The sequence below is a fragment of the Arthrobacter sp. ERGS1:01 genome (assembly GCF_001281315.1).
GTDB lineage: Bacteria > Actinomycetota > Actinomycetes > Actinomycetales > Micrococcaceae > Specibacter.
This window is the reverse complement of sequence record NZ_CP012479.1, coordinates 2,693,490-2,716,937: the sequence shown is the minus strand read 5'-3', so window position 1 is coordinate 2,716,937 and position 23,448 is coordinate 2,693,490. Positions and strand designations below refer to the sequence as shown.

Here is a 23,448-nt window from a genome sequence, read left to right as displayed (position 1 = left end):
AAGCGGGCAGGCTGATCCCGGGCGGGCCGCGTTGGAAGCGTCGAACTTTAGTTGACGCCGAGCCGTCCCATCAGCCAATCCATGTTCTGGTAAACCCCGTACCGCCAGGCCGGCCAGGCGTGCCCGCCCGGCGCGAATTGCAGTTGCACGTCCATGCCGGCGTGGTGCATGGCCTTGTAGACCTCGATGCCCTGGGGCCGGTAGTGCTTGTCATTTGCGCCGACCGTGACGATGCCGGAGACTCCGGTGTAGCTGTGGATCCTGGCGCTGCGGTTCCGCAGCACATCGAGGGCGTCCTGCTTGGCAAATTCCGCCGAATGGCCGTCAAAATACTTCTCCACCAGGGTTGCCTGGCCCTGATCGATGGTCGGCTGCGACTCGCCGGAGCTGTCGATGAAGGTGGGATAGACGTGCGGGTAGTTCGTTGCCAGCGTCATGGCGCAGGTGCCGCCGTAGGAGAAACCGCCGATGGCCCACTGCCGCGGGGAGCTCGTCCCCGCGCCCAGGGTGCTCTTCACCCAATTTGGCACGTCGCGGGTCAGGTAGGTGGCGCTCTGGCCCTGGGCACTGTTCATGCACAACGGCGGGAAGTACGCCCACTTGCCACCGGCGTCGGGCATCACCACGACGGGGGCGAGGCCATGGTGGTCTGCAGCGTATTGGTCCATGAACTTGTTGATCTGCCCGCCGCGCAGCCAGTCGATGGAGCCGCCCGGCACGCCGTGGATCAACACCAGCACGGGCAGGTTGGGCCGGGGCGTCGCCAGGAATGCGGGCGGGAGGTAGACGTAGGCGCTCGAAACCGACTCGTGGGAGATCTTCCCGGGGATGGCAACCTTCAACACCTCACCCTTGGCGGGCATATTTGCCGGCGCCACCCAGTCCGCGGCCGTCACGGGCTTCGCCTTTACGGCCTCCTCAACCTGCGAGAGGGGATTCTCGGCCTGGAACTGGCCCATGGTCTTAATGGTTGTGCCGGTGTCCCCGTAAAGGGATCCGATCGTGGGGTAATACTCAAAACTCTGGTTGATCAACCCCGCACCACTCACCACCACGATTGCCGCCACCGGAAGCACCAGAAGACGTGCCCACCACCGGCGCAGGGAGACGATCTTGGGGACGGCCAGCAGGAGCGCAAACAGTCCCAGCCCGGCATACAGGTAGTTGCTGGTGGGAAGCGGTTCACCCCACAGGTTCCACACCTTCTCGGCCAGGTACCAGAAAACGAGTGTTGCTGCGGCGGCCAGCAACAGTGCAATGGGCATCCACAAGATCAGGTGCCTGCGATTGCCCCACGCGAGCCACAGCAGGCCCAGGATACCGGCGGCAAAGAAGATGGCCGGTGCCGGACCGTTGACGATGGGGAGCTGGGCGAGATTGTTCACCCGCCCAGAATAGTGGCCGCTCCATGAAGATTCGCTGGGAAACGCATGTGAAGAAGGCCACGGTTACCTCGGGACGTTGTCCACAGAAGCCAAAATTGCCAGTGGCGGGCCCCAATCCCGGGGGAGTAGGCTCCCCTTCTAGGGACAGGGCAGGGACCGCAATGAGGCGGGGAGGCAAGATGGATGCGCTCACACTGGTCGAGGATGAGGTTCGTGAACTCATCCGCCGCAAGGGCTTGGATCCCCTGCGGCAGGGCGGCGAGGTGCGCATCCTGGTGGAAGCCGCCGTCAACGACTACGGCGAAAGATCCCTGCTGGGTGCCGTCCCACCGCTTTTCCATGTGGGGGATGCCAAGCGGCACGTGTTCGACGCCGTTGCCGGCTTCGGCCCGTTGCAGCCGTTCCTGGATGACCCCGCAGTTGAGGAAATCTGGCTCAACGCGCCCGACGCGGTGTTTGTGGCACGCAACGGCGAATCCGAGCTGACGGGACTGGTCTTCTCCGAACAACAAGTGCGGGACCTGGTCGAGCGGATGCTCAAGAGCTCCGGGCGCCGGCTGGACCTCAGCAGCCCGTTCGTGGATGCGGCACTCCCCGACGGGTCCCGCCTGCACGTGGTGATTCCCGACATTACGAAGGCCCATTGGGCGGTCAATATCCGCAAGTTCACGGCGCGGGCCAGCAGCCTTGACCACCTGGTGGAGCTGGGGTCGCTCACCCCGGCGGCCGCACGCTTCCTGGGCGCCGCCGTCAGCAGCGGCCTGAACATCCTGGTCTCCGGTGCCACCCAGGCCGGCAAAACCACCATGCTCAACTGCCTGGCCGCCGGAATGGGTTCCCGGGAACGGGTGGTCACCGTGGAGGAGATCTTTGAACTTCAGCTGCCGTTGCGGGACGTGGTCGGCTTGCAATGCCGCCAGCCGAACCTTGAGGGTGCCGGCGAAATCCCACTGCGCCGGCTGGTCAAGGAGGCACTGCGCATGCGCCCCGACAGGCTCATCGTGGGGGAGGTGCGCGAAGCCGAGAGCCTGGACATGCTCGTGGCCTTGAATAGCGGCCTTCCCGGAATGGCGAGCGTGCACGCAAATTCCGCCCATGACGCCGTCGTGAAGATTTGCACGCTTCCGCTCCTGGCCGGGGAAAACATCACGGCGGCATTCGTGGTGCCCACCGTGGCAGCCTGCATCGACCTGGTGGTGCACTGCGTCAGGCTGCCCAACGGCAAACGCCGCGTGGGGCAGATCCTCTCACTGGGCCGACGCGTGGAAAACGGCGTCATCGAATCCGGACTGGTCTTCGACACCGTGGACGGCAGGCTGACCGCCTCCGAAACGGCCATGCCCGCCCCGGAAAAGTTCGCGGCGGCCGGCTACAACGTCGCCGCGCTCATGGGGGAGTCCTAGTGTCGGCGCTGGTGGGGCTGCTGGGCGGCTTGGGATTGTTCCTGATCTGGACCGCCTGCTGGCCGTCCCCGGAATCGACCGGGCACTCGGAGCGGCGCAGCCGGCTCGCCGAGCTCCTGCAGCAGGCCGGTGTGGCCCAGGTGAGTCCGGCATCCCTGGTGGCCAGCACGCTGGGCCTGGCCGCGGTGGCCACCCTGTTGGTCTTTGTCCTGACGGGTGCCGCACCCGTGGCCCTGTGCTTTGGCCTGTTCAGCGGCTACCTCCCGTTTGCGCTGTTGCGGTGGAGGGCACGACGCCGGTCCGCCGTCATGGCCGAACTCTGGCCCGACGTCGTCGATCACCTAAGGTCCGCCATCCGGGCCGGACTGTCGCTGCCGGAGGCGCTGATCCAGCTCGGCGACAAGGGGCCGGTGGAACTGCGGGCCGAATTTCTCGGCTTTGGCGCCGATTACCGTTCCACGGGACATTTTGAGCAGGCCCTGCAAAAACTCAAGGACCGGCTGGCGGACCCCGTCGCGGACCGCATCGTCGAGGCGTTGCGGCTCACCCGGGAGGTGGGCGGCACCGACCTTGGCCGGCTGCTCGGAACGTTGTCGGAGTTCCTGCGGGACCATGCCCGGACCCGCAGCGAACTGGAAGCGCGGCAGTCCTGGACCGTCAATGCCGCCCGGCTCGCCGTGGCCGCACCCTGGATTGTGCTCATGCTCATGGCCACCCGGCCCGAGGCGATCGGCGCGTACAACTCGCCCATCGGGTGGGCGGTCCTGGGTGGCGGGCTCCTGGTGTCCCTTGTCTGTTACCGGCTCATGCTGCGCATCGGTGCGTTGCCGCAGGAACGGCGGGTGCTGCGGTGAACAGCCACCAGGCCGCCGTCCTGGGTGCCGGGTTGGGCCTGGGCTTTGGGTTGTGGCTGGTTCTGATCCGTTTGCCGGTATTGCGGAAACCAACGTTTGCCGACAGGGTGGAGCCGCAGTTGCGCAGCGTCACCAGCCGCTCCAAACTGCTGGCACAGGAGGACGCCGGAGCGCTTTTTGGCCCGCTGGAACGCATCCTGCGACTGTTCCTGGCCGACGCCACAAAAAGGCTGGGCAGGTTCAACATCAGCGTCCACGGCCTCGGTGCACGGTTGGAGAAGGCCGGGCGCACCGAATCGCCGCTCGAGTTCCGGGCCGTTCAACTGCTGTGGGCCGGGGTTGGCATGGTGGCCGGGCTGCTCCTGTCGCTGGCCATGTTCTGGTCGGGGACCGGCAACGCGGCAGCCGGCCTGGCCATCACGGGCGGGCTGATGCTGGGAAGCTACGTGAGCTATGACTACTTGCTCGGCGCGCGCATCAAACGACGGCGGGCCCGGATACTTGCCGAATTTCCCGCGCTCGCAGAGCTCATAGCCCTGGCCGTCGGGGCCGGGGAAAGCGCCGGCAGCGCCCTGGACCGGGTGGCCCGTTCCTCCCGGGGCGAATTGTCCGGCGAGTTCGTCCAGGTACTGGCCCGCACCCGCACGGGAGTGCCCCTCGTGGAGGCGCTCGCCGAATTCTCCGCGCGCCTGGACGTCCCCGCGCTGAGCCGCTTTGTCGACGGCATCAGCGTGGCCGTCAATCGGGGAACACCGCTGGCCGACGTCCTGCGGGCACAGGCCCAGGACGTTCGTGACGTGGCGAAACGCGAACTCATGGAGTCCGCCGGTCGCAAGGAAATCGCCATGATGGTGCCGCTGGTCTTTGGTGTCCTGCCGCTCACCGTCGTCTTTGCCGTCTTCCCCGGCCTGGCCCTCCTTACTTTTGGCCTCTAATGCAGAGCGCCACCCATTCATCACCGCAAAGAAACCATCACAACTATGAGGGAAAACATCATGGAAAAGACCGGCACACCGAGGGAAATGCTACTGATCCTGCTCATCAGCACAAAACTTGCGCTGGGGCGTTGGCTGCGGCTCCTAGGCCGCAAGGTCTCCGTGCTGCGCCCGCGCCCCGTCACCGAAGGGACCCGCGGCGACGTTCCCGGCTGGGTCCTGATCACCTTGATGTCGGCAGTATTGGTGGCGGGGCTGCTTGCGATCGCCGGGCCCGCCCTGGAAAAACTGTTCAACGAGGCCATGGACCAGGTCCATCCCTAAGAGAGGCCGCCGAACGCGGTGCGGCTGTCGTGGACTTTGTCCTGGTCACGACCATCGTTACCATCATGTTCCTTGCCATGGTTCAGCTGGCCCTGGTGCTGCACGTGCGCAATACCGTGGCCGACGCCGCGTCGTCCGCGGCACGGTACGGGGCCCTGGCCGACAGGACCGCCCAGGACGCCGAGGAGCGCGCCAGGCTGCTCATTGAATCCGCCCTCGGCACCGACTACACCCAGGACGTCTCCGCCTCGGTGTCCACGGTCGACGGCGCGCCCGTCCTGACGGTCTCCGTCACCTCGCCGCTTCCCGTGCTGGGCTTGTTCGGCCCCGGGAGGGCCCTGGAAATGAGCGGCCATGCCGTCATCGAACGCTGAAATGCCGCACGCCCCGCCCGCCGACAACGGAGAACGGGGCAGCGCGATCGTGGAATTTGTATTCCTCGCCGTCCTGCTCATGATCCCGGTGGCCTACCTGATCCTTACCGTGGGCCAGGTGCAGGGAGGTGCCTATGCCGTCGTGGGTGCCGCGGACCAGGCCGCCAAGGTTTACGTCAGGGAGCCCGATGAGGCCGCCGCACGCCAGGCCGCCGGCGACGCCGTGGCGATGGCCATCACCGACATGGGCTTTGACGCCGACGCCGCAACGCTCACCATCAGCTGCGACGGTGGCTGCCTTACCCCGGGCACAGTGGTGCGGGCCAGCGTCACCTTGAAGGTTCCGCTGCCCTTCGTTGCCGCGATCCCCGGGATGAACCTGGATGCGACGACCGTGGAATCCTCGGCCATCCAAAAGGTTGGACGGTTCAAATGAAGCACGCCCGGGTCACCAGCCCCGACCGGCAGGAGGATGAGAACGGCCAAATCATGGTGCTCATGATCGGCTACGTGCTGCTGGCCCTGCTGCTCATGACGGTCGTTGCCGCCGGCTCCAGCCTGTACATCGGCCACAAGCTGTTGCTCTCGGCCGCCGACGGGGCCGCGCTCGCCGCCGCCGACACGTTCGTGCTCTCGGGCGGCACCGAAACCGTCGATCCCACTGCGCTGCTCACCGACCGGGGCGTCAATGCCGCAGCGGCAGCATACCTCGCGGACAACCAGGCTCCGGGCTCACTGTCCGGCGTTGAAATTGCGGAGGGCACCGGCTCCCCGGACGGGCACACCGCACAGGTCACCCTGACCGGCGTCGTCCATCCACTGTTCATCAACTTCCTGGTGCCCGGAGGCATCACCCTCACGGTGACGGGCACGGCCCGCGCCCACCTGGTTCGTTGACGCCGTGGCCCGGACCACCCCGGGCGGGGCGCACATGCCGTAGGCTAGAACATCATGGCTGAGATCGATTTTCCCGCAGAGATCCGGGCGCTGCGCGCCACCTACACCTCCATTGAGCAAGTGTCCGAGGTGGACAAGCTCATTGAAAATATTGAGGACCTGTCCGACCAGGCCGGCTCGCCCAACCTGTGGGACGACCCCGCCGCGGCGCAGAAGGTCACCTCAAAGCTCAGCCACGCCCAATCCAAGCTGGAAAAGCTTCGGAAACTCGAGGCCCGGATCGACGATCTCGAGGTGCTCGTGGAAATGGCCCAGGAAGAGGGCGACGCCGATTCCCTCGCCGAGGCCGCCAAGGAACTCCCCAGCCTGCAAAAGTCCCTGGAAGACCTTGAAATCGTGACGCTGCTGGCCGGCGAATACGACGAGCGCGAAGCCGTCATCACGATCCGCTCCGGCGCGGGCGGCGTGGATGCCGCCGACTTCGCCCAGATGCTGCTGCGCATGTACCTGCGCTGGGCCGAACGCCACGGCTACCCCACGGCAGTGCTGGACACCTCCTACGCCGAAGAGGCCGGGCTGAAGTCCGCCACCTTCGAGGTCAAGGCCCCCTACGCCTTCGGCACGCTCAGCGTCGAGGCCGGCACGCACCGCCTCGTGCGGATCAGCCCCTTTGACAACCAGGGCCGCCGCCAGACCTCCTTTGCCGCCGTCGAGGTCATCCCGCTCATCGAGTCCACCGACAGCATCGAGATCCCGGATAACGAGATCCGCGTGGACGTTTTCCGCTCCTCCGGCCCCGGCGGCCAGTCGGTGAACACGACGGACTCCGCCGTCCGCCTGACGCACCTGCCCACCGGCACCGTCGTGTCGATGCAGAACGAAAAATCGCAGATCCAAAACCGCGCAGCCGCCATGCGCGTGCTGCAATCGCGCCTGCTGCTGCTGAAAAAGGCCGAGGAAGACGCCCAGAAGAAGGCCATGGCCGGTGACGTGAAGGCATCCTGGGGTGACCAGATGCGCTCCTACGTGCTCAACCCGTACCAGATGGTCAAGGACCTGCGCACGGAACACGAAGTCGGCAATGCCGCGGCCGTGCTGGACGGGGAAATTGACGACTTCATCGACGCCGGCATCCGCTGGCGCGCGGACAACCGCAACGCCGCCCAATAGCAGAGAAGCACCTCCCAACCGTATTTTCGGCCGCCGACACACCGGGCGAGGAACCAACAAAGGCGCACATTGGTGCCTATAGTCGATACGCTGGTGGTTTCTTCCCCCAAACCAACGCCCAGGCACCGGCATGCCAGTACCGTTCGCTGGAAGGGCAACGAAAAGTCATGATTCGTTTTGAAAATGTGAGCATCGCTTACGACCGTAAGAGCAAACCCGCCCTGGACGATGTGTCGCTGGAAGTTGACCGCGGCGAATTTGTCTTCCTTGTTGGGTCCTCCGGCTCCGGCAAGTCCACGTTCCTGCGCCTTGTGCTGCGCGAATACAAAACCGAACACGGCCAGGTGTATGTGGCCGGGCAAAACGTGGCCAACGTCCCCAGCTGGCGGGTGCCAAAGTTCCGCCGCGGCATCGGCGTCGTGTTCCAGGACTTCCGGCTCATCAACACCAAGACCGTCTTCGCCAACGTCGCCTACGCCATGCAGGTCATCGGCAAGTCCCGCGCCGCCATCCGCATCGAGGTGCCGCGCGTGCTCGAACTCGTGGGTTTGGCGGACAAGGGCCACCGCAAGCCCACCGAACTCTCCGGCGGCGAGCAGCAGCGCGTGGCCATCGCCCGCGCCATCGTCAACCAGCCCGGCATCCTGCTGGCCGATGAGCCCACGGGAAACCTTGACCCCATCACCAGCGCCGGCATCATGGACATCCTGGACAAGATCAACCAAAACGGCACCACGGTGGTCATGGCCACGCACGACTTCGACATCGTCAACAACATGCGCAAGCGCGTCATCGAACTGCGCAACGGCGAGGTGGTCCGTGACGAGGCCCGCGCCCAGTACACCTCCATGATTCCCGTGGTGGCGGCCGCCGATCCCTCCGCACCTGCCCGCACGGACGACGCCGCGCCACAGACCCGCCGCCAGCGCGCAGTGAGCGCCGCCGTCGAAAGCGACGGACCCGCGGCGGAGGACTCCATGCCGCCGCGCCTGGAACGGAACAGGGACCGGGAGATCCCCGAAACCCTTGAAACAAAGACGAATGAGGACCAACCGTGAGACTTGCTTTCATCCTGAGCGAGTTGGGCAGCGGCCTGCGCCGCAACCTGACCATGGTCATCTCCGTCATCCTGGTGACGTTCGTGTCCCTGACCTTCGTGGGCGCCGCAGGCCTGCTCCAGCTGCAGATCGGCCAGCTCAAGGGCTTCTGGTACGACAAGGTCCAGGTCACCATCTACCTGTGCACCGACGTGCCCTCCAACACCAACTGCGTATCCGGGCCTGTCACGGCGGACCAGAAGAACACCATCCAGGGGATGCTGGAATCGGCGGCCGTGAAGCCGTACGTGGAAAAATGGAGCTTTGAAACGCAGGCCGAGGCGCTGACCCACTTCAAGGAGCAGTTCGCCAGCTCACCCATGGTGGACTCGGTGGAGGCCTCCAACCTGCCCTCCTCCTTCCGGATCAAGCTCACGGACCCGGAAAAGTACCAGATCATCAATGAATCCTTCGCCGCAACCCCCGGTGTCGACTCCGTGGTTGACCAGCGCAAGGTGCTCGAACCACTGTTTTGGTGGATGAACGTCGCCACGTTCGTGGCGGTGGGCATTGCCGTGCTGATGATTGTCTGCGCGGCCCTGCTGATCGCCACCACCATCAGGCTGTCCGCCCAGTCACGGGCCAAGGAAATCGATATCATGCGCCTGGTGGGCGCGTCCAAGACGGTGATTCAACTGCCCTTTGTGCTGGAGGGGGTGATCGCCGCCACCATCGGGGCCCTGTTTGCCTCCGGGGCGGTGTGGCTCATCGTCACCTTTGCCACAAGCTGGATCCAGGAAAACGGGTCCACGGGCATGCCGATGATCTCACCCGCCAAATCGCTGGTGATCTATCCGATCCTGATCCTGCTGGGGATTGTCCTGGCCGGCATAGCGTCGGCCGTCTCCCTCCGCAAGAACCTGAAGGTCTAGGCAACCGTCCCCCAGGGGCACGCCGGCACCACCACGAGCTTCACCCCACGGCCTTACAACACGAGGAGCAGTTCCACTATGGTTTCGACATCGGGCGTTCAGCCGGGACAGGTCGCCGGCCCGCGGCAGGGCCGGCGCTGGTATGGCCGGGTCGGTTCCTCTTTTGCCGTCCTGGCCCTGGTGGGCATGCTCGGAATCGTGCCGCCGGCGCACGCCGACAACCTCGATGACAAGGCCGCGACCTTGCAACAGCAGGCCGACGACGCGGCGTCCGCGCTTGAATTCGTCGACACGGGCATTGCGAAATCGGCCGCCGACCTGGTGACCTACCAGGGGCAGCTCCCCGGGGCACAGGCGGCGCTGGCCGATGCGCAGAACCGTGTGGGCGCCGCAACCGCCCAGGTCAACTCCCTGGCCGCGCGGGTCGACCTTGCGGAGCAAAGCAAGGACAAGATCACGGCCCAGATGGCCCTCGACGCCAAGAAGGCCGCCGAAACCAAGAGCCGGATCGGCCAAATCGCCGCCCAGTCCTACAAGGCCGGCGGCATTCCCGCCAACCTCGCCCTGATCCTGGGCGTGGGCAACAACGGCGACCTGGCCAACTCCATCGACCTGGCCGAGCAGGCCATGCGCAGCCAAAACGCCGCCCTGGAGCAGCTGACCAATCAAACGGCCACGAACCAAAACGCCCAGGCCCGACTGGCCGCCGTCGAGGTTGAGATCAAGAACCTGAAGGCCCAGGCCGAAGCAGCCCTGCAGGCCGAGCAGGCCGCCCGCGACCAGGCTGCCGCCAAGAAGGCCACCGTGGACAAGCTCATCAGCGACTCCGCAGCCATCAATGCCAAGCTTGAGGCGCAGAAGCCGGCCATCCAGGCGAAGATGAAATTGGTCGAGCAGCAACAGCAGGCCGTGGCCGCGCAGATCGCCGAACGCCAACGCAAGGAACGCGAGGCAGCGGCGGCCGCCGCCAAGGCCGAGGCCGAACGCATCGCGCAGGAAAAGGCGGCGGCCGAAAAAGCCGCCGGCAACAACGACTACGTGCCCCCGCCCTACGTGCCGCCGGCACCCGGAAACCCGTCCGCGTTTGGCCTGCAGCATCCGTTCGCGGGCATCCCCATCACCTCGGGTTTCGGCTGGCGTCAAACGCCTCCGGGCACGATCGACTTCAACGGCACGGGCGGCTATGTCCACACGGGCATTGACTTCGGCGCACCCTGCGGCACCCCCGTGTACGCCGCGGCCGCCGGAACCGTGGTCTTTGCCGGCTGGGATGTGTGGGGCGGCGGAAACGGCGTGAAGATCACCCACGGCGTGATCCAGGGCAACGCCCTGCTGACCGCCTACTACCACAACACCTCCGTGCAGGTTTCGGTGGGCCAGCACGTCAACCGCGGGCAGCTGATCGCGTACTCCGGCGGTACCGGGAACTCCACCGGCTGCCACGCCCACTTTGAAACCTGGCTCAACGGTGTGGCCGTCGATCCGATGACCCTGCTCTGACCGCAGGCCCGCAGTTGCTAAACTAAAGCTTCGCGCCGCAACTGCGGCACCAACCATCCATGAAGGAGCCCGTTGTGCCGAAGGAAAGTGGCCTGAAGGTTGTGGCCACCAATCGCAAGGCCCGGCACGATTATCACATCATGGACACCTATGAGGCCGGACTGGTCCTGATGGGTACCGAGGTGAAGTCGCTGCGCGAAGGCCGGGCGTCCCTGGTGGACGGCTTTGCCACGTTCTACAACGACGAGCTCTGGCTTGAAGCGGTCTACATTCCCGAGTACCTCAACGGCAGCTGGACCAACCACACGGCACGACGCCGGCGCAAGCTTTTGCTGCACCGCGAGGAGCTGGAGAAAATTGCGTCGAAGACGCGCGAATCCGGCTTCACCATAGTGCCGTTGCAGCTGTACTTCCTGGACAGTCGGGCCAAAGTTGAAATCGCCATCGCCCGAGGCAAGAAGGACTACGACAAGCGCCAGTCGTTGCGCGAAAAGCAGGACAACCGCGAGGCCTTGCGGGCCATGCGGGAGAAGAACCGCAGCTGATGCCTCCCCTGAGCGAATTCCTGCGAACCTGGACCCTTGACCCGTGGGCCCTGGGCCTGTTGCTTGCCGCCGGGGGACTGTACGCGTGGGGCCTGGTGCGGGCCGCCCGCGCCGGCGTCCGCTGGCCGCTGTGGCGCGTTGCCGCGTTCTTCGTGCTGGGACTGGGCAGCTACGCGGTGGTCAACTTTGGTTTCCTCGGCGCCTACTCGGCGGAGCTGAGGTGGGCGTTCTCCGTCCGCATCTCCCTGCTGCTCTTCGTGGTGCCCGCCGGCATGGCCCTTGGCCTGCCCATGGGCCTGGCCCGGGTAGCCATGCGTCCCGGCCGCTTGCGTACACGCCTCGGCGCGTTGGCGCGCCGGCCGCTGGCACTGTTCGCCAACAGTGCCGTGGCGCCGATCCTTGGCCTGGTGATTCTGTCCATGATGCTGACCCCGCTCGCCGGGATCACCCGCATCGACCCCGTCTGGGAAGGGCTGCTCAGCGTCACCATCCCGCTCTTGGGGCTTCTGATGGTGCTGCCCATGGTGGAGGAACGGAGCCGGGTCAGCACGGCATTGATCATGCTGCAGTTCGTGTTTGCGTTCATCGAACTGCTTGCCGACGCCATCCCCGGCCTGCTGATGCGCCTGAGTCCGGCGATTTTCGACGGCGTTGCCGCCCGGGCCGGCGGTGGCCCGTCGTGGTTCCCCCCGGCGCTGCGCGACCAGCAAATTGCGGGGGACTGGCTGTGGTTCATCGCCGAAATCATGGACCTGCCCGTCATGATCCTGATGTTCGTGCGCTTCGCCAAGGTGGACAAGGGCGAACGGAAGGTCCTGGACGAGATGAGCGATGAACAAATGGACGAGCTGAACGCCGCCCACCTGCACCTGCGCAACTAGGAGGCCTTTATGGCGCTGACCAAACGCCATTGGTGGATCATGGGGGCTGCCGCCGTGGTCATCGCCGTGGTGATTGGGCTCGTCATCAACGCCTCCGTCCCTCGCGCAACCACGGCTTCCGGGACCAGCCCCTCCGCCGCGCCAACTACGGCCGTACCGTCCCCGACCGTCCCACCATCGTCCGCGAGCACCTCCCCAAGCCCGATGCCGTCCGCCTCACCAAGCCCGACGCCGTCTGCTTCACCCGGCGCGACGCCGTCGGGCAGTGCGCCGAGCAGCCCGGCAAAGGATGCGGCGGCCCAAAAACTGGCCGCCATGACCCTTGAACAGCGCGTGGGCCAGGTGTTGATGGTGTCCTCGCCGGTCACGGGCGCCGACGCCGATTCGCTGTACGCACTGGACACCCTGCACGTGGGCAATGTGTTCATGAAGGGACGCAGCACGGCGGGTCAGGCCGGCATTGCCGCCGTCGTGCAGGCCGCGACGGCCCACGTCAACGGCGCACGCACGGCAGGGGTGCGGCCCTTCGTGGCGACAGACCAGGAAGGCGGGCTGGTGCAGATCATGCGGGGCCCCGGCTTCGACACCATGCCGGAGGCCATCGAGCAGGGGCAGCTTGCCCCGGACGTCCTGCAGGCCGACGCCACCCGGTGGGGACGGCAACTGGCCTCGGTGGGGGTCAATGTGAACCTGGCGCCCGTGCTGGATACCGTGCCCAGCGCCGCATTTGCCCCGCAAAACGCGCCGATCGGTGCCTTTGGCCGCGAGTACGGTTATACGCCCGCCACCGTCTCCAGCCACGGCGTGGCCTTTGCCAAGGGCATGCTGGCCGCCGGCGTCAGCCCCGCAGTGAAGCACTTTCCCGGGCTGGGCAGGGTCACCGCCAATACCGATATCGCCAAGGACGTCACCGACAACACCACGGTCCGCAACGATCCCTACATTGCGCCGTTTCGCGACGCCGTCAACGCAGGCGTGCCGTGGCTGATGATCGCCAACGCCTACTACCCGAAGATCGACCCCAAGAATCTCGCGCCGTTCTCCTCCGTGATCGTTAAGGACATGGTGCGCGGGGACCTCGGCTTCAAGGGCATCGTCGTCAGCGACGACATTTGTGACGCCGTCCAGGTCTCCGCCGTGCCGGTGTCCGAGCGCGGCGTCGACTTCCTGGCGGCCGGCGGCACCGTGGCCCTGTGCACCAACGAGGCGCTGCTGCCGCAGATGTACGCCGGCCTGCTGTCCGCCGCCAAGGATCCGGGCTTTGCCGCCACCCTGGACGCCGCGGCATTGCGGGTGTTGGAAGCAAAATCCGCCGCGGGCCTGATCGGCTAGTGACGGCGGGAATATCCCGGGCCCCGAATGCGCTAGGATAAGTAGTCCACGGACAGTACCAGTGACTGTGCGTGGGTTTGATAACACAATAGGGGATGATCGGTTTCGACGGTGTTTGTCGAGACAGGTGAAGCGGGTCGAGGATACAGGGTTATCTCGTAAACGATCTCTGTAAAACAATAAGTGCTGAATCAAATCGCACTGACTTCGCTCTTGCTGCCTAAGCAGTAAGACAGTCCGTCAGCCCGGGAATGCTCTCGTCCCGGATCCTGGCGTCATTTAGAGGGCCACTGCTCTAAGTTCTTGTTGTAGGCGCTTAGGGGACTCTTATACAACTGGGCCTGGCAGCTACTTGTTTGCGAGATAGCTGGGGCCGAGAAAAACCGCTGCAAACTGCACCCGGAGAAGCCCTGATGAAACAACATCGGACGGGAGTTCAATTCTCCCCATCTCCACATCCCTATTGGGGCCTGTTCCACGCCGTTGCGGCGGGGGACAGGCCCTTTTGTTTGCCCTGCGGCGGAGTGTTCCTCGTGGAACTGGTGGTGGGTTGTGCGGGGAACGGTGTTCCGCGCGGGACTGGTGGTGGGTTGTGCGGGGAAGAGGTTGTTAGCATTCGACGACGTTGACGGCGAGGCCGCCCATGGCGGTTTCCTTGTATTTGGAGGACATGTCCCGTCCGGTTTCCCGCATGGTTACGATGACTTCATCGAGGGAGACGCGGTGCTGGCCGTCGCCCCAGAGCGCCATTTTGGCGGCGTTGATGGCTTTCGCGGCGGCGATCGCGTTGCGTTCAATACAGGGCACCTGGACGAGCCCGCCGATCGGGTCACAGGTGAGGCCGAGGTTGTGTTCCATGGCGATTTCCGCGGCGTTCTCGACTTGTTCGGGGGTGCCGCCCATGACCTCGGCCAACCCGGCCGCGGCCATCGAGGACGCGGAGCCGACTTCGCCCTGGCAGCCGACCTCGGCCCCGGAAATGGACGCTTGTTCCTTATACAGGACCCCGACGGCGCCGGCGGCGAGCAGGAACTTCACCACCACCGCATCAACCTGCTCCGGGGTGGCCTCGGCCATCCCGGGCGTGTAGTGGGTGGCGTAGAACATGACGGCCGGAATGATCCCGGCAGCCCCGTTGGTCGGGGCGGTGACGACCCGGCCGCCGGAGGCGTTTTCCTCATTCACGGCCAACGCGACCAGGTTCACCCATTCCTGCCAGAACTTCGGATCCCGGTCCGGGTCCTCGGCCCGGAGCCGGGTGTGCCAGTCCGGGGCCCGGCGCCGGACCTTCAACCCGCCCGGCAGCAACCCGGTGCGGGCCAGGGAGGCGTTCTTGCAGTCCTCCATGACGTCGCGGATATGCAACAACCCGGACCGGATGTCCGTCTCGGGGCGGGAGATGCGTTCGTTGGCGAGCATCACATCACTAAAGTTCCCGCCCACGGCGGCGCAGTGCTCCAGCAGTTGGGCGGCGGTACGGAAGGGGTAGGGCAGCCGTGCCTTGGAGGATTCCAGTTCTGCGGCGGCTGCTTCGACTTCGCCCTCGCGGATGATGAAGCCGCCCCCGACGGAAAAGAACGTCGCCTCCGCCAACACCGCCCCGGCGGCGTCGCTGACGGCAAACTTCATCCCGTTCGTATGCCGGGGCAGGATGGTCAGGGGATGCAAGATGATGTCCTCGGCACCGTAGGCGAGTTCGACACTGCCGGCCAGCAATAACGGGTCACCGGCGGCGAACGCGGCCAACCGCTCATCAACCTCCGCCGGCAGAATCAACTCCGGCTCGCGCCCCTCCAACCCCAGCAGCACCGCCGTCATGGTGCCATGCCCACGCCCCGTCGCGGCCAGGGAACCGTACAGGTCCACCCGGACGGCCGCGACACGGCCAGCAAGTCCCTGCTCGGTAAGTTCACGGGCAAACGCCGCAGCGGCCCGCATCGGCCCCACGGTATGCGAACTGGACGGACCAATCCCCACGGAAAACAAATCAAAAACACCAACGGACATGACGGAAACACCTTTCTTGCGGTGCTGTGTCAGCGCCGACCTCGTGCCCCGGTTGCGGCCGCCGATCGGGCACCGCCATGTGCCACGGCCGCGCATCGGGCGGTCATGGTGGGACACCTCCAGTCTACGGCCACCGCGGGACGGTCGATCCGGGATGGCATAGTGTGGAGGCGATCGTTTGTCCAAACGGCGGACTTAAATGACTAAGTGGTGGCCGGGAAACCCTGCCACCACTTACCCCCAAAGTGTCCAGCCGGCCCGGGCAAGCCGCGAGCCGTTCACACATTCATTATTATGACAGACAGTAATGGAAAAGTGCATTTTGCGCTAGGGCTGTTTCAGCGGGTTCCGCAGAAACGACACCCACACGAGGATCAGCCCGGCGGCCACCAGCAGGATCGCCGCGAATGACAGGTCCGTCATGATCGCAAGCTGGTGCCACGGGGTCATCTGCACCACGGCCGTGGTGCAGACCAGGATGAACCCCGCGCACATGGACAGTGCCGCGGCCCGGTCCATGGCCGGACGACTCGAAAAGGCGGCACGCCACGTTGGCACCACGAGGGTGGCGGCCGCGTAGGCCAGATACAACTTGCCGAACCACATGTACACATTGACGGAGGTCTGGTCGAAGAATCCGACAAGTCCGGCGCTTGAGCCGTGCAGATCGGAGACGAAGTAGGTGACCCAGATGCCGGCCGAGCATGCCACCAACACCGAGATGCCCAGCGGCCCGCGAATGAGTGTTCGGCCGAGACTGGAGTTGTAGGCAGCTGAAATCTTTGACGCCAGGAGGAAGAAGACCGCGAACAGGCTCAGTCGCAGAACTACGTTGGCGAGGTTCACTCCGCCCAGCGCACCGTCCACCGGCAGGTAGATGGCCGGAATGCTCAGGCCAATACTGATGCTCATCATGGCGAAAGCCCAGAACAGGCCGCGGTTGCGGCCCCGCACCATGGCCGGAAAACGCCAAAGGGTGCAGCCAAGACAGACCGCCAGGGCCACCCACTGCAATATGCTGCTCATCCGAGGTTCTCCCACACTGATTGGGCCGCTGCGGTGTCTTGTTCCATGCGGCGCATTGTCTTGCCAAGGGCATCCAGGCGTTCGGCGGCCAGCGAAAGCAGGGTGCTGTTGGGCGTTTGCCGCAACATCCCTTCCCTTGCGCCCGCGGTCCAGCCCGCCTCGACGGGGGACAGGAAGCCCGTGGCCACCAGCCCGTTGCCCAGCCCCGCGCCGGCAATTCTCGAACAGGTGATGGCCAGTTCGGGGCTGAGCCGGTTGGCGGAGATCTGGGCCGAAAGGTTTTGCGGGGCGATGCCGGCCTCCCGGGCCACCCGCTGGCGAAGATCGCCCGGATCAATCGCGTCCAGCCAGGACCGGACGGATGCCCGATGCGGGATGGCGGAGAGGGCAACTGGCTCCGGCGCGGTGCCGGCGTCGGCAGCGGCACTGCGGCTGAGGATTTCGGCCAGCAGGTCCATGTCGGAGATCTGGCTCAACAGTTCCGCCGCCGACGGGGCCTTGACCCCGGTGGCAAGATCGGCGTACTCGGGAAACGCTGCGATCGACTCAAGCACCGGCAGTTGCAGGGAGCGTCCGACGGCGGCAACGGTCGCCATGGACACCCGGCCGCGGACCAGCTGCTGGGCCAGGGTGGAGCGTTTGATCCCGGCGGCACGGCACACCGCGGCGTGGCTGGTGGTTCCGGCCACGCCGTCGAGCCAGTGCTGGAAGAGTTTGGCGGGGACACTCACGGCGAAGGGCGCTTAGGAGTCCTGGGTGTCGACGATTCCACGGAACCGGCTCCCCACGCCGTCAAATTCGCTGCGCCGCCAGCCGTCCGCCGGCCACGGCAGCTCGTCATTGCGATGGAAGTCGCAAATGACGAAAGAAAACTCCGGCCACCACTTCTTGGGCCGGGCAACTTCGTGAAAATCGCACAGGTAGCAGCGCAACTCCACCCAGACGGGTCGTTTGCCCGTGGAATTGGCCCGTGACTGGGCCAGCCAGGCCGGCGGATTCGCATCAAGTTCGGCGACGTCGGCAGCTTTCATGCGCGACGGTATTCCGTTCCGCGCGGCCATCTCGGGCGGAATGTTCAACGCCTGGGCAATTTGCCGGCGGTTGAGCGAAGGTTGTGAGGAAGAGTTGTTTGCCATGTTCTATCAAGGATAGGGCGTACCACTGAACGCCGCGAATAGCCGGCACCGCGGCTGTTCCGGCGTCGCCCGTTTCCGTGCCCGCACGGGGCCAAAACGGCTCCCGGAGCACGTGAGACTTGACACAGTAAAACGTGATAAATGGGCGAAAACAAAGGTCTTTTGGCGCATTCGTACGAAAAAAGCTTTGGCGTACCCTATGCTGTGGGAAAACAAGAGGGAATTAAGGGCGCAAATCCTGCTTTGAGGGGCTAGGATGGGGCGCTGAAATACCCCGCCGAAATCACCAGCACCTCAGGAGTTTGAAAACCGCATGGCAACGGATTACGACGCACCACGCAACAAGGACGAAGACCACGAGACAGAGTCGCTGCAGGCTCTCCAGGTGCAGCGCGGCGGTGCCCAAACGGCACACATTGACGTGGAGGATTCCGACACGGCCGAAGGCATGGACCTGCCCGGCGCTGACCTCTCCAACGAAGAACTCGTTGTCCAGGTCATCCCGGCCCAGGACGACGAATTCACCTGTGCCTCCTGCTTCCTCGTCCGCCACCGCAGCCAGGTGGCCCGCGAAAAGAACGGTCTGCTGTACTGCAAGGACTGCGAAGGCTAAAACACCTCTGACGCATGCCCATTTGCTGCGGCCTTTTGAGCATGACGGCCGTACCATGAAAGCCGGAAGGGAAAACCCCCGGCTTCGTCCCGGGCATGCACCGCAAAGGGAGTGAAGAGTATTGTCAGCGCAGGATCGTGTAGCTGAACTGCTGGGCACCTTTGCCGCGCCCGGTGCCAATGCCGCAGAGCTGCTCTGCGACAGGCACCCGGCCGACGACGTTGCCCTGACGGTGATCGCGGACACCCTGGATTTTGTTGATGTCACGTACGGCGAACTGCACGAGAAATCCGTGCGGTTCGCTGCTGCGTTAAGGACCATGGGGGTGCGCCGCGGCGACCACGTGGCGACCCTGATGGGCAAGTCCGCCGAACTCGTCGTCGCCCTGTTGGGCATCTGGCGCCTTGGCGCCGTGGACGTGCCCTTGTTTACCGCCTTTGGCCATGACGCCATCGCGTTCAGGATGCAGGCCGGCGGGGCACGGCTGGTGGTGTGCGACGCCGCCCAACGCCCCAAACTGGTGCCGCCCGGGGGCGTCCCCAACGATGCCTCGCCGCTGGTGGTCGTGGCACGGGGCGAAGCCTTTGGCTTTGACGCCTCCTTCGCCGAAATGGTGGCCGGGACGGGCGCGTTCGCCACAACCCCGCAGGACGTCCCCGCCGAGTCCGACGCCGGCCCGGTCGCCGTGGGCGGCGACGGGGAAATCGTCCGGCTGTTCACCTCCGGAACCACCGGCTCGCCCAAGGGGGTGCCGGTCCCGCTGCGCAGTGTGGCCTCCTTTGTGGGCTACCAGGAGTTCGGGCTGGATGTCCGGGCCGGGGACGTGCTGTGGAATGCGGCCGATCCCGGCTGGGCCTACGGACTGTATTTCGCGCTGCTGGCGCCGCTGGCCACCGGAACCCGGACGTTGCTGCTTTCGGCGGGCTTCAGCCCAGAGCTGAGCTGGGCGGTCCTGCAGAAATTCGCCGTGACAAACTTCGCCGCCGCCCCCACCGTCTACCGGGCGTTGCGGGCGGGCTCCGCAACCGGAAGCGGCCATGCGCTGCGCCGGGCCTCGAGCGCCGGCGAACCCCTGACCCCGGACGTCATCGCGTGGAGCCGCGACGCCCTGGCCCAAACGGTGCGGGAACACTACGGCCAAACCGAGCTCGGAATGGTGGCCGGGAACGCCTGGCACGACGAGCTGCTGGCCCCGCTGCGCCCCGGCTCCATGGGAACATCGCTGCCCGGGTGGCGGGTGGACGTGCTCTCCAACGACGCCGATGTGCCCGCCGCCGACGACGAACCCGGCCGGATCGCCGTCGACGTCGCCAACAGCCCCTTCTTCTGGTTCACCGGCTATGCGGATGCGCCGGAAAAGACAGCCGGACGCTTTGCCGGCGACGGTGCCTGGTACCTCACCGGCGATGCCGGGCGGCGGGACGCCGACGGTTTCCTGTACTTCTCCTCCCGTGACGACGACGTCATCATCATGGCCGGTTACCGCATTGGCCCGTTCGACGTCGAATCCGTCCTGGCCGCACACCCCGCCGTGGCTGAGACCGCGGTCATCGGCACTCCCGACGAGCTCCGGGGTGAGGTGCTCGAAGCGTTCGTGGTGCTCAATGAATCGGTGGAACCCGGTGCCGAACTGGTGGCCGAGCTCCAACAGCTGGTCAAAACGAAATTTGCGGCCCATGCGTACCCCCGCCGGGTGCACTTCGTGGCCGAACTGCCCAAAACCCCCAGCGGCAAGGTGCAGCGCTATGTGCTGCGCCGCCAACGTGCCGCCATGACCGAGAACGACTGACAGGGAGCACGTGGGACGTCGCAGCGCGCAAGGAACCAAAGTTCAAGGCCTGGGCCTGAACCTGGCAACTGCATCAATCATTGTTCCGGCCGTGGGCTTTGCCCTGGAGGTGGCCATGGTGGCCGCCTTCCTCTTCTGGGGATTCAGGCAGGGCAGCCCCTGGAACCTGGTCCTGGGCATCGGCGTGCCGGCCCTGGTCGTGGTGCTGTGGGGGATCTTCATGGCCCCGCGCAGCGCGCGCAGGCTGCCGGCCGCGGCCGTCATGTGGGCCTCCCTGATCCTGTTCCTGCTGGCAGGTGCGGCATTGATTGCCGTCGGCGCCGTGGTGCTGGGCGCGCTCATGCTGGTGGTGGCGGTGGCGTATTTCGCCGCCGAATGGCTGCTGCGCGCCCGCTAAGAGGTTGCCTGGCGGGGTTCGGCGTGGGTGTTCATGAGGGAACCGCCCGTGAGCTCACCGACGGTGCAGCCCGGATGGGAGCCCTCCGTGGCCAGCCACAGCGAGGCCGCAGCCTCGTCGCCCAAATCCAGCCGGACGGCGTCGTCCCCGCCCCCGGGGCTGCCGGCGGATGGGAACTTGAGCACCTCCAAGGTGCCGCCAAAGGGGCGCCGGCCCACCACCTGAAGTTCCGTGTCCACGCCGATCCCGTGCTGTTCAAAGTAGCGCAGGAGCTCGGGGTCGTGGTCGCTGATGCGGCTGACCCGGCCGCGGTGGCCCGGATCAAGTTCGTCGAGGCGGTGTGAGGGCGGCATGATGACCCGGCCGTCGACGTCGGGAATGGGATCGCCGTGCGGATCCCGCGTGGGGTGGCCCAGCTTGGCGCTCATCCGTTCGATAAAGGTCTCCGAGACCGCGTGCTCCAATTGTTCGGCCTCGTCATGGACCTCATCCCACGTGTAGCCGAGCTCGCGCACCAGGTACGTCTCCAGCAGCCGGTGCCGGCGCACCATGGCCAGTGCCAGCCGGAGCCCGGTGTCCGTGAGGTGGATGGGGCTGTAGGGCTGGTGGTCCACCAGGCCCTGGTCCTTGAGCTTGCGGACCATCTCCGAGACGGAGGAGTTCGCCACCCCCAAGCGCACGGCCAGCTGCGTTGAGGTGATGGGTTTGTCCTGCCACTCCGTGAAGGCGTAGATGACCTTGACGTAGTCTTCGATGCTGGAGGACGTGGGGGGTTGTTTCACACCCTCCAGCCTACCGGTTACGCCCGTCCGGAGAACGTCAACCACAGCAGCACGGCGTTGAGCGCCACAATGAGCGCCACGCTGACCAGTGCGGCCAGCCGCAGCGCCACGCCGTCGCGGTGCACGCCCATGAGGGATTTGCTGGCGGTGAGCCGCAGCAGCGGAATCAGGGCGAACGGGATGCCGAAGCTGAGCACGATCTGGCTGGCAATGAGCGCCCAGGTGGGGTCCACCCCGGCACCGAGCAGGATCAGGGCGGGGATCAGGCTCACCATGCGCCGGGCCAGCAGCGGAAAGCGGACCTTGAGCAGGCCGTTCATGATGGAGGCGCCCGCATACGCGCCCACCGAGGTGGAGGCCAGCCCCGAGGCCAGCAGGCCCACGGCGAAGACGACCCCGATCACCGGGCCAAGGCTGTTGACGATGGCCGCATGGGCGCCCTCGATTGAATCGGTGCCGGCGACCCCGCCCAGGGTCGAGGCCGCCAGCAGCAGCATGCCGATGTTGACGGCGCCGGCCAGGAGAAGGGCGACGACGACGTCCCACCGGGTGGCCTTGATAATGCGCGCCAGGGACTGCGGAGTGCTGCGGGCGTCCGTGTGGCGGTCCCTGGACAGCTGGGAGTGCAGGTAGATGGCGTGCGGCATGACGGTTGCCCCGAGCATGCCGGCAGCCAGCAGGATGCTGTCCGATCCCTCGAAACGGGGCACCAGGCCGGAGAGGATCCCGGCCGGACTTGGCGGGCTGAGCACCAGGCCGGCCAGGAACCCCACCGTGATGATGACAAGGAGGACAATGATGAGCGATTCAAAATGCCGTTGGCCGCGCCGGTTTTGCACCGTCAGCAGGGCCATGGAGGCGACGCCCACGATCAGCCCGCCCACGGGCAGCGGCACGTGGAAGAGCAGGTTGAGGGCGATCGCGCCGCCCACCACCTCGGCAAGGTCCGTTGCCATGGCGACAATTTCCGCCTGGACCCAATACAGCCTGCGGGCTGGTGTGCTGAAGCGTTCGCCCAGCAGTTCCGGAAGCGACTTTCCCGTCACGACGCCGAGCTTGGCTGACTGGTACTGCACCAGCATGGCCATCAGGTTCGCCGCCACCAAGACCCAGACCAAAAGGTAGCCGTAGCTGGCTCCGGAGGTGAGGTTGGCGGCCACATTGCCCGGGTCCACGTAAGCGATTGCGGCAACGAACGCCGGACCCAGCAGGAAGAAGAGCCCGCCCTTGGCGCGCGAGGGCGCGCGCCCCCGGGTCTTGGCGGTATCTAGCAAGATGCATTCCTTCGATCGGCCTAAAGAATATTTTTAGGTATACCGAAATATTAGAATGACCGGCCCGTGTTTGTCGAGTGCTACGTGTGGGCCCGCCACGTCTGCGTCGTGTACGGCAGCTCAATCTCGGCGCCGGACGCATGGCCCAGATGGTCGTGGAGGTACCAGCGAAGATTCTCCAGCACCTTGGCGCGGATCGTCTCGTTGGCCTTCAGGTAATAGCTCCGGGACTTCACCAGCTCCATGAGATCGGCCGGGGTGAGTAGTTGCTGCCAGGTGGTTTCGTGGACTTCAAGTCCCTGCAATTCCGGCCCGACATGCGGGCGGAAATCGGGTTTGTGCACGTCGCCGGCGTGCATGATCCGGGCCAGCCTGTGCACCCAGGGGACACTGACGTCGAGTTGGTTCCACACCAAGCCGACCATGCCGCCGGGGCGGAGCACCCGGGCCAATTCCGTACTGGCGGCCAGGGGCTCGCACCAGTGCCAGGCCTGCGCCACCACGGCCAGGTCCACGGAGGAATCCGGCAGGCCGAGGTGCTCGGCCGTGCCGGTCAGTGCTGTCACCCCGGGAAGTTTCCGGCGCAACTGTGCCAGCATGTCCGCCGACGGGTCGACGGCGGCCACGTTCCATCCGCGTGCCGCCAACAGTTGCGTGTACTTGCCGGTTCCCGCACCCACATCCACGGCGTCCCGGATGGCCCCGGCGCTGTTTGCGAGCCAGTCGAGGGACTCCTGCGGGTAGCCCGGACGCACCTGTTCGTAGTGTTCGCCGCCTTCCAAGAAGGCGTCAGCCATTTCAATCCGTCGTGCCCCGTCAAAGACCGGTCCGCCCGCGCCTGCCATCATGCTCCGT

The 23,448-nt window shown here is 65.7% G+C and carries 27 protein-coding genes and 1 other RNA gene; 19 read left to right on the top strand and 9 right to left on the bottom strand.

The window, feature by feature from the left end; translation table 11 throughout:
- Positions 1 to 47: 47 nt before the first annotated feature.
- Positions 48 to 1,385, bottom strand: a complete 1,338-nt coding sequence (locus tag AL755_RS16275) for an alpha/beta hydrolase (RefSeq protein WP_054011899.1) — start codon at positions 1,383 to 1,385, stop codon at positions 48 to 50.
- A 179-nt stretch (positions 1,386 to 1,564) separates the two neighbouring features.
- On the opposite strand from AL755_RS16275, the gene AL755_RS16270 reads away from it, so the two are divergent.
- The 13 genes from AL755_RS16270 (at position 1,565) to AL755_RS16210 (ending at position 12,237) form a co-directional block, all read left to right on the top strand.
- Complete coding sequence (locus AL755_RS16270) at positions 1,565 to 2,788, top strand: CpaF family protein (RefSeq protein WP_054011898.1); 1,224 nt, start codon at positions 1,565 to 1,567, stop codon at positions 2,786 to 2,788.
- On the top strand, positions 2,788 to 3,642 hold the full coding sequence (locus AL755_RS16265) for a type II secretion system F family protein (RefSeq protein ID WP_054011897.1): 855 nt from the start codon (positions 2,788 to 2,790) through the stop codon (positions 3,640 to 3,642). The genes AL755_RS16270 and AL755_RS16265 overlap by 1 nt, the downstream gene beginning before the upstream one ends.
- Complete coding sequence (locus AL755_RS16260; protein WP_054011896.1) at positions 3,639 to 4,577, top strand: type II secretion system F family protein; 939 nt, start codon at positions 3,639 to 3,641, stop codon at positions 4,575 to 4,577. Before AL755_RS16265 ends, AL755_RS16260 begins: the two co-directional genes overlap by 4 nt.
- Before the next feature lie 45 nt (positions 4,578 to 4,622).
- Entirely contained in the window at positions 4,623 to 4,901 is a 279-nt protein-coding gene (locus tag AL755_RS24120; protein WP_445290470.1) for a hypothetical protein, read from the top strand.
- 29 nt (positions 4,902 to 4,930) lie between these two features.
- Positions 4,931 to 5,275 (top strand): TadE family protein, encoded by a 345-nt coding sequence (locus AL755_RS24115; protein ID WP_237762510.1) that lies wholly within the window; start codon positions 4,931 to 4,933, stop codon positions 5,273 to 5,275.
- On the top strand, positions 5,256 to 5,711 hold the full coding sequence (locus tag AL755_RS16245) for a hypothetical protein (protein WP_237762509.1): 456 nt from the start codon (positions 5,256 to 5,258) through the stop codon (positions 5,709 to 5,711). The genes AL755_RS24115 and AL755_RS16245 overlap by 20 nt, the downstream gene beginning before the upstream one ends.
- Entirely contained in the window at positions 5,708 to 6,172 is a 465-nt protein-coding gene (locus AL755_RS16240) for a pilus assembly protein TadG-related protein (RefSeq protein WP_237762508.1), read from the top strand. The genes AL755_RS16245 and AL755_RS16240 overlap by 4 nt, the downstream gene beginning before the upstream one ends.
- 54 nt (positions 6,173 to 6,226) lie before the next feature.
- Positions 6,227 to 7,342, top strand: coding sequence for a peptide chain release factor 2 (gene prfB / locus AL755_RS16235; RefSeq protein ID WP_054011895.1), 1,116 nt, complete (start codon positions 6,227 to 6,229; stop codon positions 7,340 to 7,342).
- A gap of 167 nt (positions 7,343 to 7,509) precedes the next feature.
- Positions 7,510 to 8,400 carry a cell division ATP-binding protein FtsE gene (ftsE, locus tag AL755_RS16230; protein ID WP_082369356.1) on the top strand — a complete coding sequence of 297 codons (891 nt, stop codon included), beginning with the start codon at positions 7,510 to 7,512 and terminating at the stop codon, positions 8,398 to 8,400.
- Entirely contained in the window at positions 8,397 to 9,311 is a 915-nt protein-coding gene (ftsX, locus tag AL755_RS16225; protein ID WP_054011894.1) for a permease-like cell division protein FtsX, read from the top strand. The genes ftsE and ftsX overlap by 4 nt, the downstream gene beginning before the upstream one ends.
- A 78-nt stretch (positions 9,312 to 9,389) precedes the next feature.
- Entirely contained in the window at positions 9,390 to 10,811 is a 1,422-nt protein-coding gene (locus AL755_RS16220) for a M23 family metallopeptidase (protein ID WP_054011893.1), read from the top strand.
- A 74-nt stretch (positions 10,812 to 10,885) separates the two neighbouring features.
- Positions 10,886 to 11,356, top strand: a complete 471-nt coding sequence (gene smpB / locus AL755_RS16215) for an SsrA-binding protein SmpB (RefSeq protein ID WP_054011892.1) — start codon at positions 10,886 to 10,888, stop codon at positions 11,354 to 11,356.
- Positions 11,356 to 12,237: a cytochrome c oxidase assembly protein gene (locus AL755_RS16210; protein WP_054011891.1), complete on the top strand. Its 882-nt coding sequence runs from the start codon at positions 11,356 to 11,358 to the stop codon at positions 12,235 to 12,237. The genes smpB and AL755_RS16210 overlap by 1 nt, the downstream gene beginning before the upstream one ends.
- Here AL755_RS16210 and AL755_RS22950 read toward each other — a convergent pair.
- Positions 12,234 to 12,554, bottom strand: coding sequence for a hypothetical protein (locus tag AL755_RS22950; protein ID WP_054011890.1), 321 nt, complete (start codon positions 12,552 to 12,554; stop codon positions 12,234 to 12,236). The genes AL755_RS16210 and AL755_RS22950 overlap by 4 nt on opposite strands.
- Here AL755_RS22950 and AL755_RS16200 point away from each other — a divergent pair.
- Both AL755_RS16200 and ssrA read left to right on the top strand, forming a co-directional pair.
- Positions 12,553 to 13,569: a glycoside hydrolase family 3 N-terminal domain-containing protein gene (locus AL755_RS16200; RefSeq protein WP_107503871.1), complete on the top strand. Its 1,017-nt coding sequence runs from the start codon at positions 12,553 to 12,555 to the stop codon at positions 13,567 to 13,569. The two genes, AL755_RS22950 and AL755_RS16200, sit on opposite strands and share 2 nt — an antisense overlap.
- Before the next feature lie 91 nt (positions 13,570 to 13,660).
- Positions 13,661 to 14,027, top strand: a transfer-messenger RNA (tmRNA) gene (gene ssrA, locus AL755_RS22525).
- 151 nt (positions 14,028 to 14,178) lie between these two features.
- Here ssrA and AL755_RS16195 read toward each other — a convergent pair.
- The 4 genes from AL755_RS16195 to AL755_RS16180 form a co-directional block, all read right to left on the bottom strand.
- Complete coding sequence (locus AL755_RS16195; protein WP_054011889.1) at positions 14,179 to 15,576, bottom strand: L-serine ammonia-lyase; 1,398 nt, start codon at positions 15,574 to 15,576, stop codon at positions 14,179 to 14,181.
- A gap of 327 nt (positions 15,577 to 15,903) precedes the next feature.
- The gene (locus AL755_RS16190) at positions 15,904 to 16,602 is read right to left on the bottom strand and encodes a hypothetical protein (protein WP_150117143.1); all 699 of its coding nucleotides are present in this window, start codon (positions 16,600 to 16,602) and stop codon (positions 15,904 to 15,906) included.
- Positions 16,599 to 17,333: a hypothetical protein gene (locus AL755_RS16185; protein ID WP_054011887.1), complete on the bottom strand. Its 735-nt coding sequence runs from the start codon at positions 17,331 to 17,333 to the stop codon at positions 16,599 to 16,601. Before AL755_RS16185 ends, AL755_RS16190 begins: the two co-directional genes overlap by 4 nt.
- A gap of 12 nt (positions 17,334 to 17,345) precedes the next feature.
- Complete coding sequence (locus AL755_RS16180) at positions 17,346 to 17,663, bottom strand: hypothetical protein (protein WP_192841694.1); 318 nt, start codon at positions 17,661 to 17,663, stop codon at positions 17,346 to 17,348.
- Here AL755_RS16180 and AL755_RS24310 point away from each other — a divergent pair.
- The 4 genes from AL755_RS24310 (at position 17,632) to AL755_RS16165 (ending at position 20,537) form a co-directional block, all read left to right on the top strand.
- Positions 17,632 to 17,754, top strand: coding sequence for a hypothetical protein (locus AL755_RS24310; RefSeq protein WP_272946719.1), 123 nt, complete (start codon positions 17,632 to 17,634; stop codon positions 17,752 to 17,754). The genes AL755_RS16180 and AL755_RS24310 overlap by 32 nt on opposite strands.
- A gap of 297 nt (positions 17,755 to 18,051) precedes the next feature.
- On the top strand, positions 18,052 to 18,351 hold the full coding sequence (locus AL755_RS16175; RefSeq protein WP_054011885.1) for a DUF4193 domain-containing protein: 300 nt from the start codon (positions 18,052 to 18,054) through the stop codon (positions 18,349 to 18,351).
- Positions 18,352 to 18,472: 121 nt separating this feature from the next.
- Positions 18,473 to 20,140, top strand: a complete 1,668-nt coding sequence (locus AL755_RS16170) for an AMP-binding protein (RefSeq protein ID WP_054011884.1) — start codon at positions 18,473 to 18,475, stop codon at positions 20,138 to 20,140.
- A gap of 10 nt (positions 20,141 to 20,150) precedes the next feature.
- Entirely contained in the window at positions 20,151 to 20,537 is a 387-nt protein-coding gene (locus AL755_RS16165) for a YrdB family protein (protein WP_054011883.1), read from the top strand.
- Here the strand turns inward: AL755_RS16165 and AL755_RS16160 are convergent.
- The 3 genes from AL755_RS16160 to AL755_RS16150 all read right to left on the bottom strand — a co-directional run bounded on the left by AL755_RS16160 (position 20,534) and on the right by AL755_RS16150 (position 23,438).
- On the bottom strand, positions 20,534 to 21,319 hold the full coding sequence (locus AL755_RS16160) for a metal-dependent transcriptional regulator (RefSeq protein ID WP_054011882.1): 786 nt from the start codon (positions 21,317 to 21,319) through the stop codon (positions 20,534 to 20,536). The two genes, AL755_RS16165 and AL755_RS16160, sit on opposite strands and share 4 nt — an antisense overlap.
- A 17-nt stretch (positions 21,320 to 21,336) precedes the next feature.
- Positions 21,337 to 22,593, bottom strand: coding sequence for an Nramp family divalent metal transporter (locus AL755_RS16155; RefSeq protein WP_445290465.1), 1,257 nt, complete (start codon positions 22,591 to 22,593; stop codon positions 21,337 to 21,339).
- A gap of 80 nt (positions 22,594 to 22,673) precedes the next feature.
- On the bottom strand, positions 22,674 to 23,438 hold the full coding sequence (locus AL755_RS16150; RefSeq protein ID WP_054013118.1) for a class I SAM-dependent methyltransferase: 765 nt from the start codon (positions 23,436 to 23,438) through the stop codon (positions 22,674 to 22,676).
- Between the last annotated feature and the right edge of the window lie 10 nt (positions 23,439 to 23,448).

What these genes read in the sequence shown, in the direction of transcription:
- AL755_RS16270 (WP_054011898.1), top strand. Translation starts at nt 1,565, where the DNA reads ATGGATGCGCTCACACTGGTCGAGGATGAGGTTCGTGAACTCATCCGC.
- AL755_RS24120 (WP_445290470.1), top strand. Translation starts at nt 4,623, where the DNA reads ATGAGGGAAAACATCATGGAAAAGACCGGCACACCGAGGGAAATGCTA.
- AL755_RS16245 (WP_237762509.1), top strand. Translation starts at nt 5,256, where the DNA reads ATGCCGTCATCGAACGCTGAAATGCCGCACGCCCCGCCCGCCGACAAC.
- AL755_RS16240 (WP_237762508.1), top strand. Translation starts at nt 5,708, where the DNA reads ATGAAGCACGCCCGGGTCACCAGCCCCGACCGGCAGGAGGATGAGAAC.
- prfB (WP_054011895.1), top strand. Translation starts at nt 6,227, where the DNA reads ATGGCTGAGATCGATTTTCCCGCAGAGATCCGGGCGCTGCGCGCCACC.
- ftsE (WP_082369356.1), top strand. Translation starts at nt 7,510, where the DNA reads ATGATTCGTTTTGAAAATGTGAGCATCGCTTACGACCGTAAGAGCAAA.
- AL755_RS16220 (WP_054011893.1), top strand. Translation starts at nt 9,390, where the DNA reads ATGGTTTCGACATCGGGCGTTCAGCCGGGACAGGTCGCCGGCCCGCGG.
- AL755_RS16210 (WP_054011891.1), top strand. Translation starts at nt 11,356, where the DNA reads ATGCCTCCCCTGAGCGAATTCCTGCGAACCTGGACCCTTGACCCGTGG.
- AL755_RS16200 (WP_107503871.1), top strand. Translation starts at nt 12,553, where the DNA reads ATGACCCTTGAACAGCGCGTGGGCCAGGTGTTGATGGTGTCCTCGCCG.
- AL755_RS22950 (WP_054011890.1), bottom strand. Translation starts at nt 12,554, where the DNA reads ATGGCGGCCAGTTTTTGGGCCGCCGCATCCTTTGCCGGGCTGCTCGGC.
- AL755_RS16195 (WP_054011889.1), bottom strand. Translation starts at nt 15,576, where the DNA reads ATGTCCGTTGGTGTTTTTGATTTGTTTTCCGTGGGGATTGGTCCGTCC.
- AL755_RS16190 (WP_150117143.1), bottom strand. Translation starts at nt 16,602, where the DNA reads ATGAGCAGCATATTGCAGTGGGTGGCCCTGGCGGTCTGTCTTGGCTGC.
- AL755_RS24310 (WP_272946719.1), top strand. Translation starts at nt 17,632, where the DNA reads ATGCGCGACGGTATTCCGTTCCGCGCGGCCATCTCGGGCGGAATGTTC.
- AL755_RS16180 (WP_192841694.1), bottom strand. Translation starts at nt 17,663, where the DNA reads ATGGCCGCGCGGAACGGAATACCGTCGCGCATGAAAGCTGCCGACGTC.
- AL755_RS16175 (WP_054011885.1), top strand. Translation starts at nt 18,052, where the DNA reads ATGGCAACGGATTACGACGCACCACGCAACAAGGACGAAGACCACGAG.
- AL755_RS16150 (WP_054013118.1), bottom strand. Translation starts at nt 23,438, where the DNA reads ATGGCAGGCGCGGGCGGACCGGTCTTTGACGGGGCACGACGGATTGAA.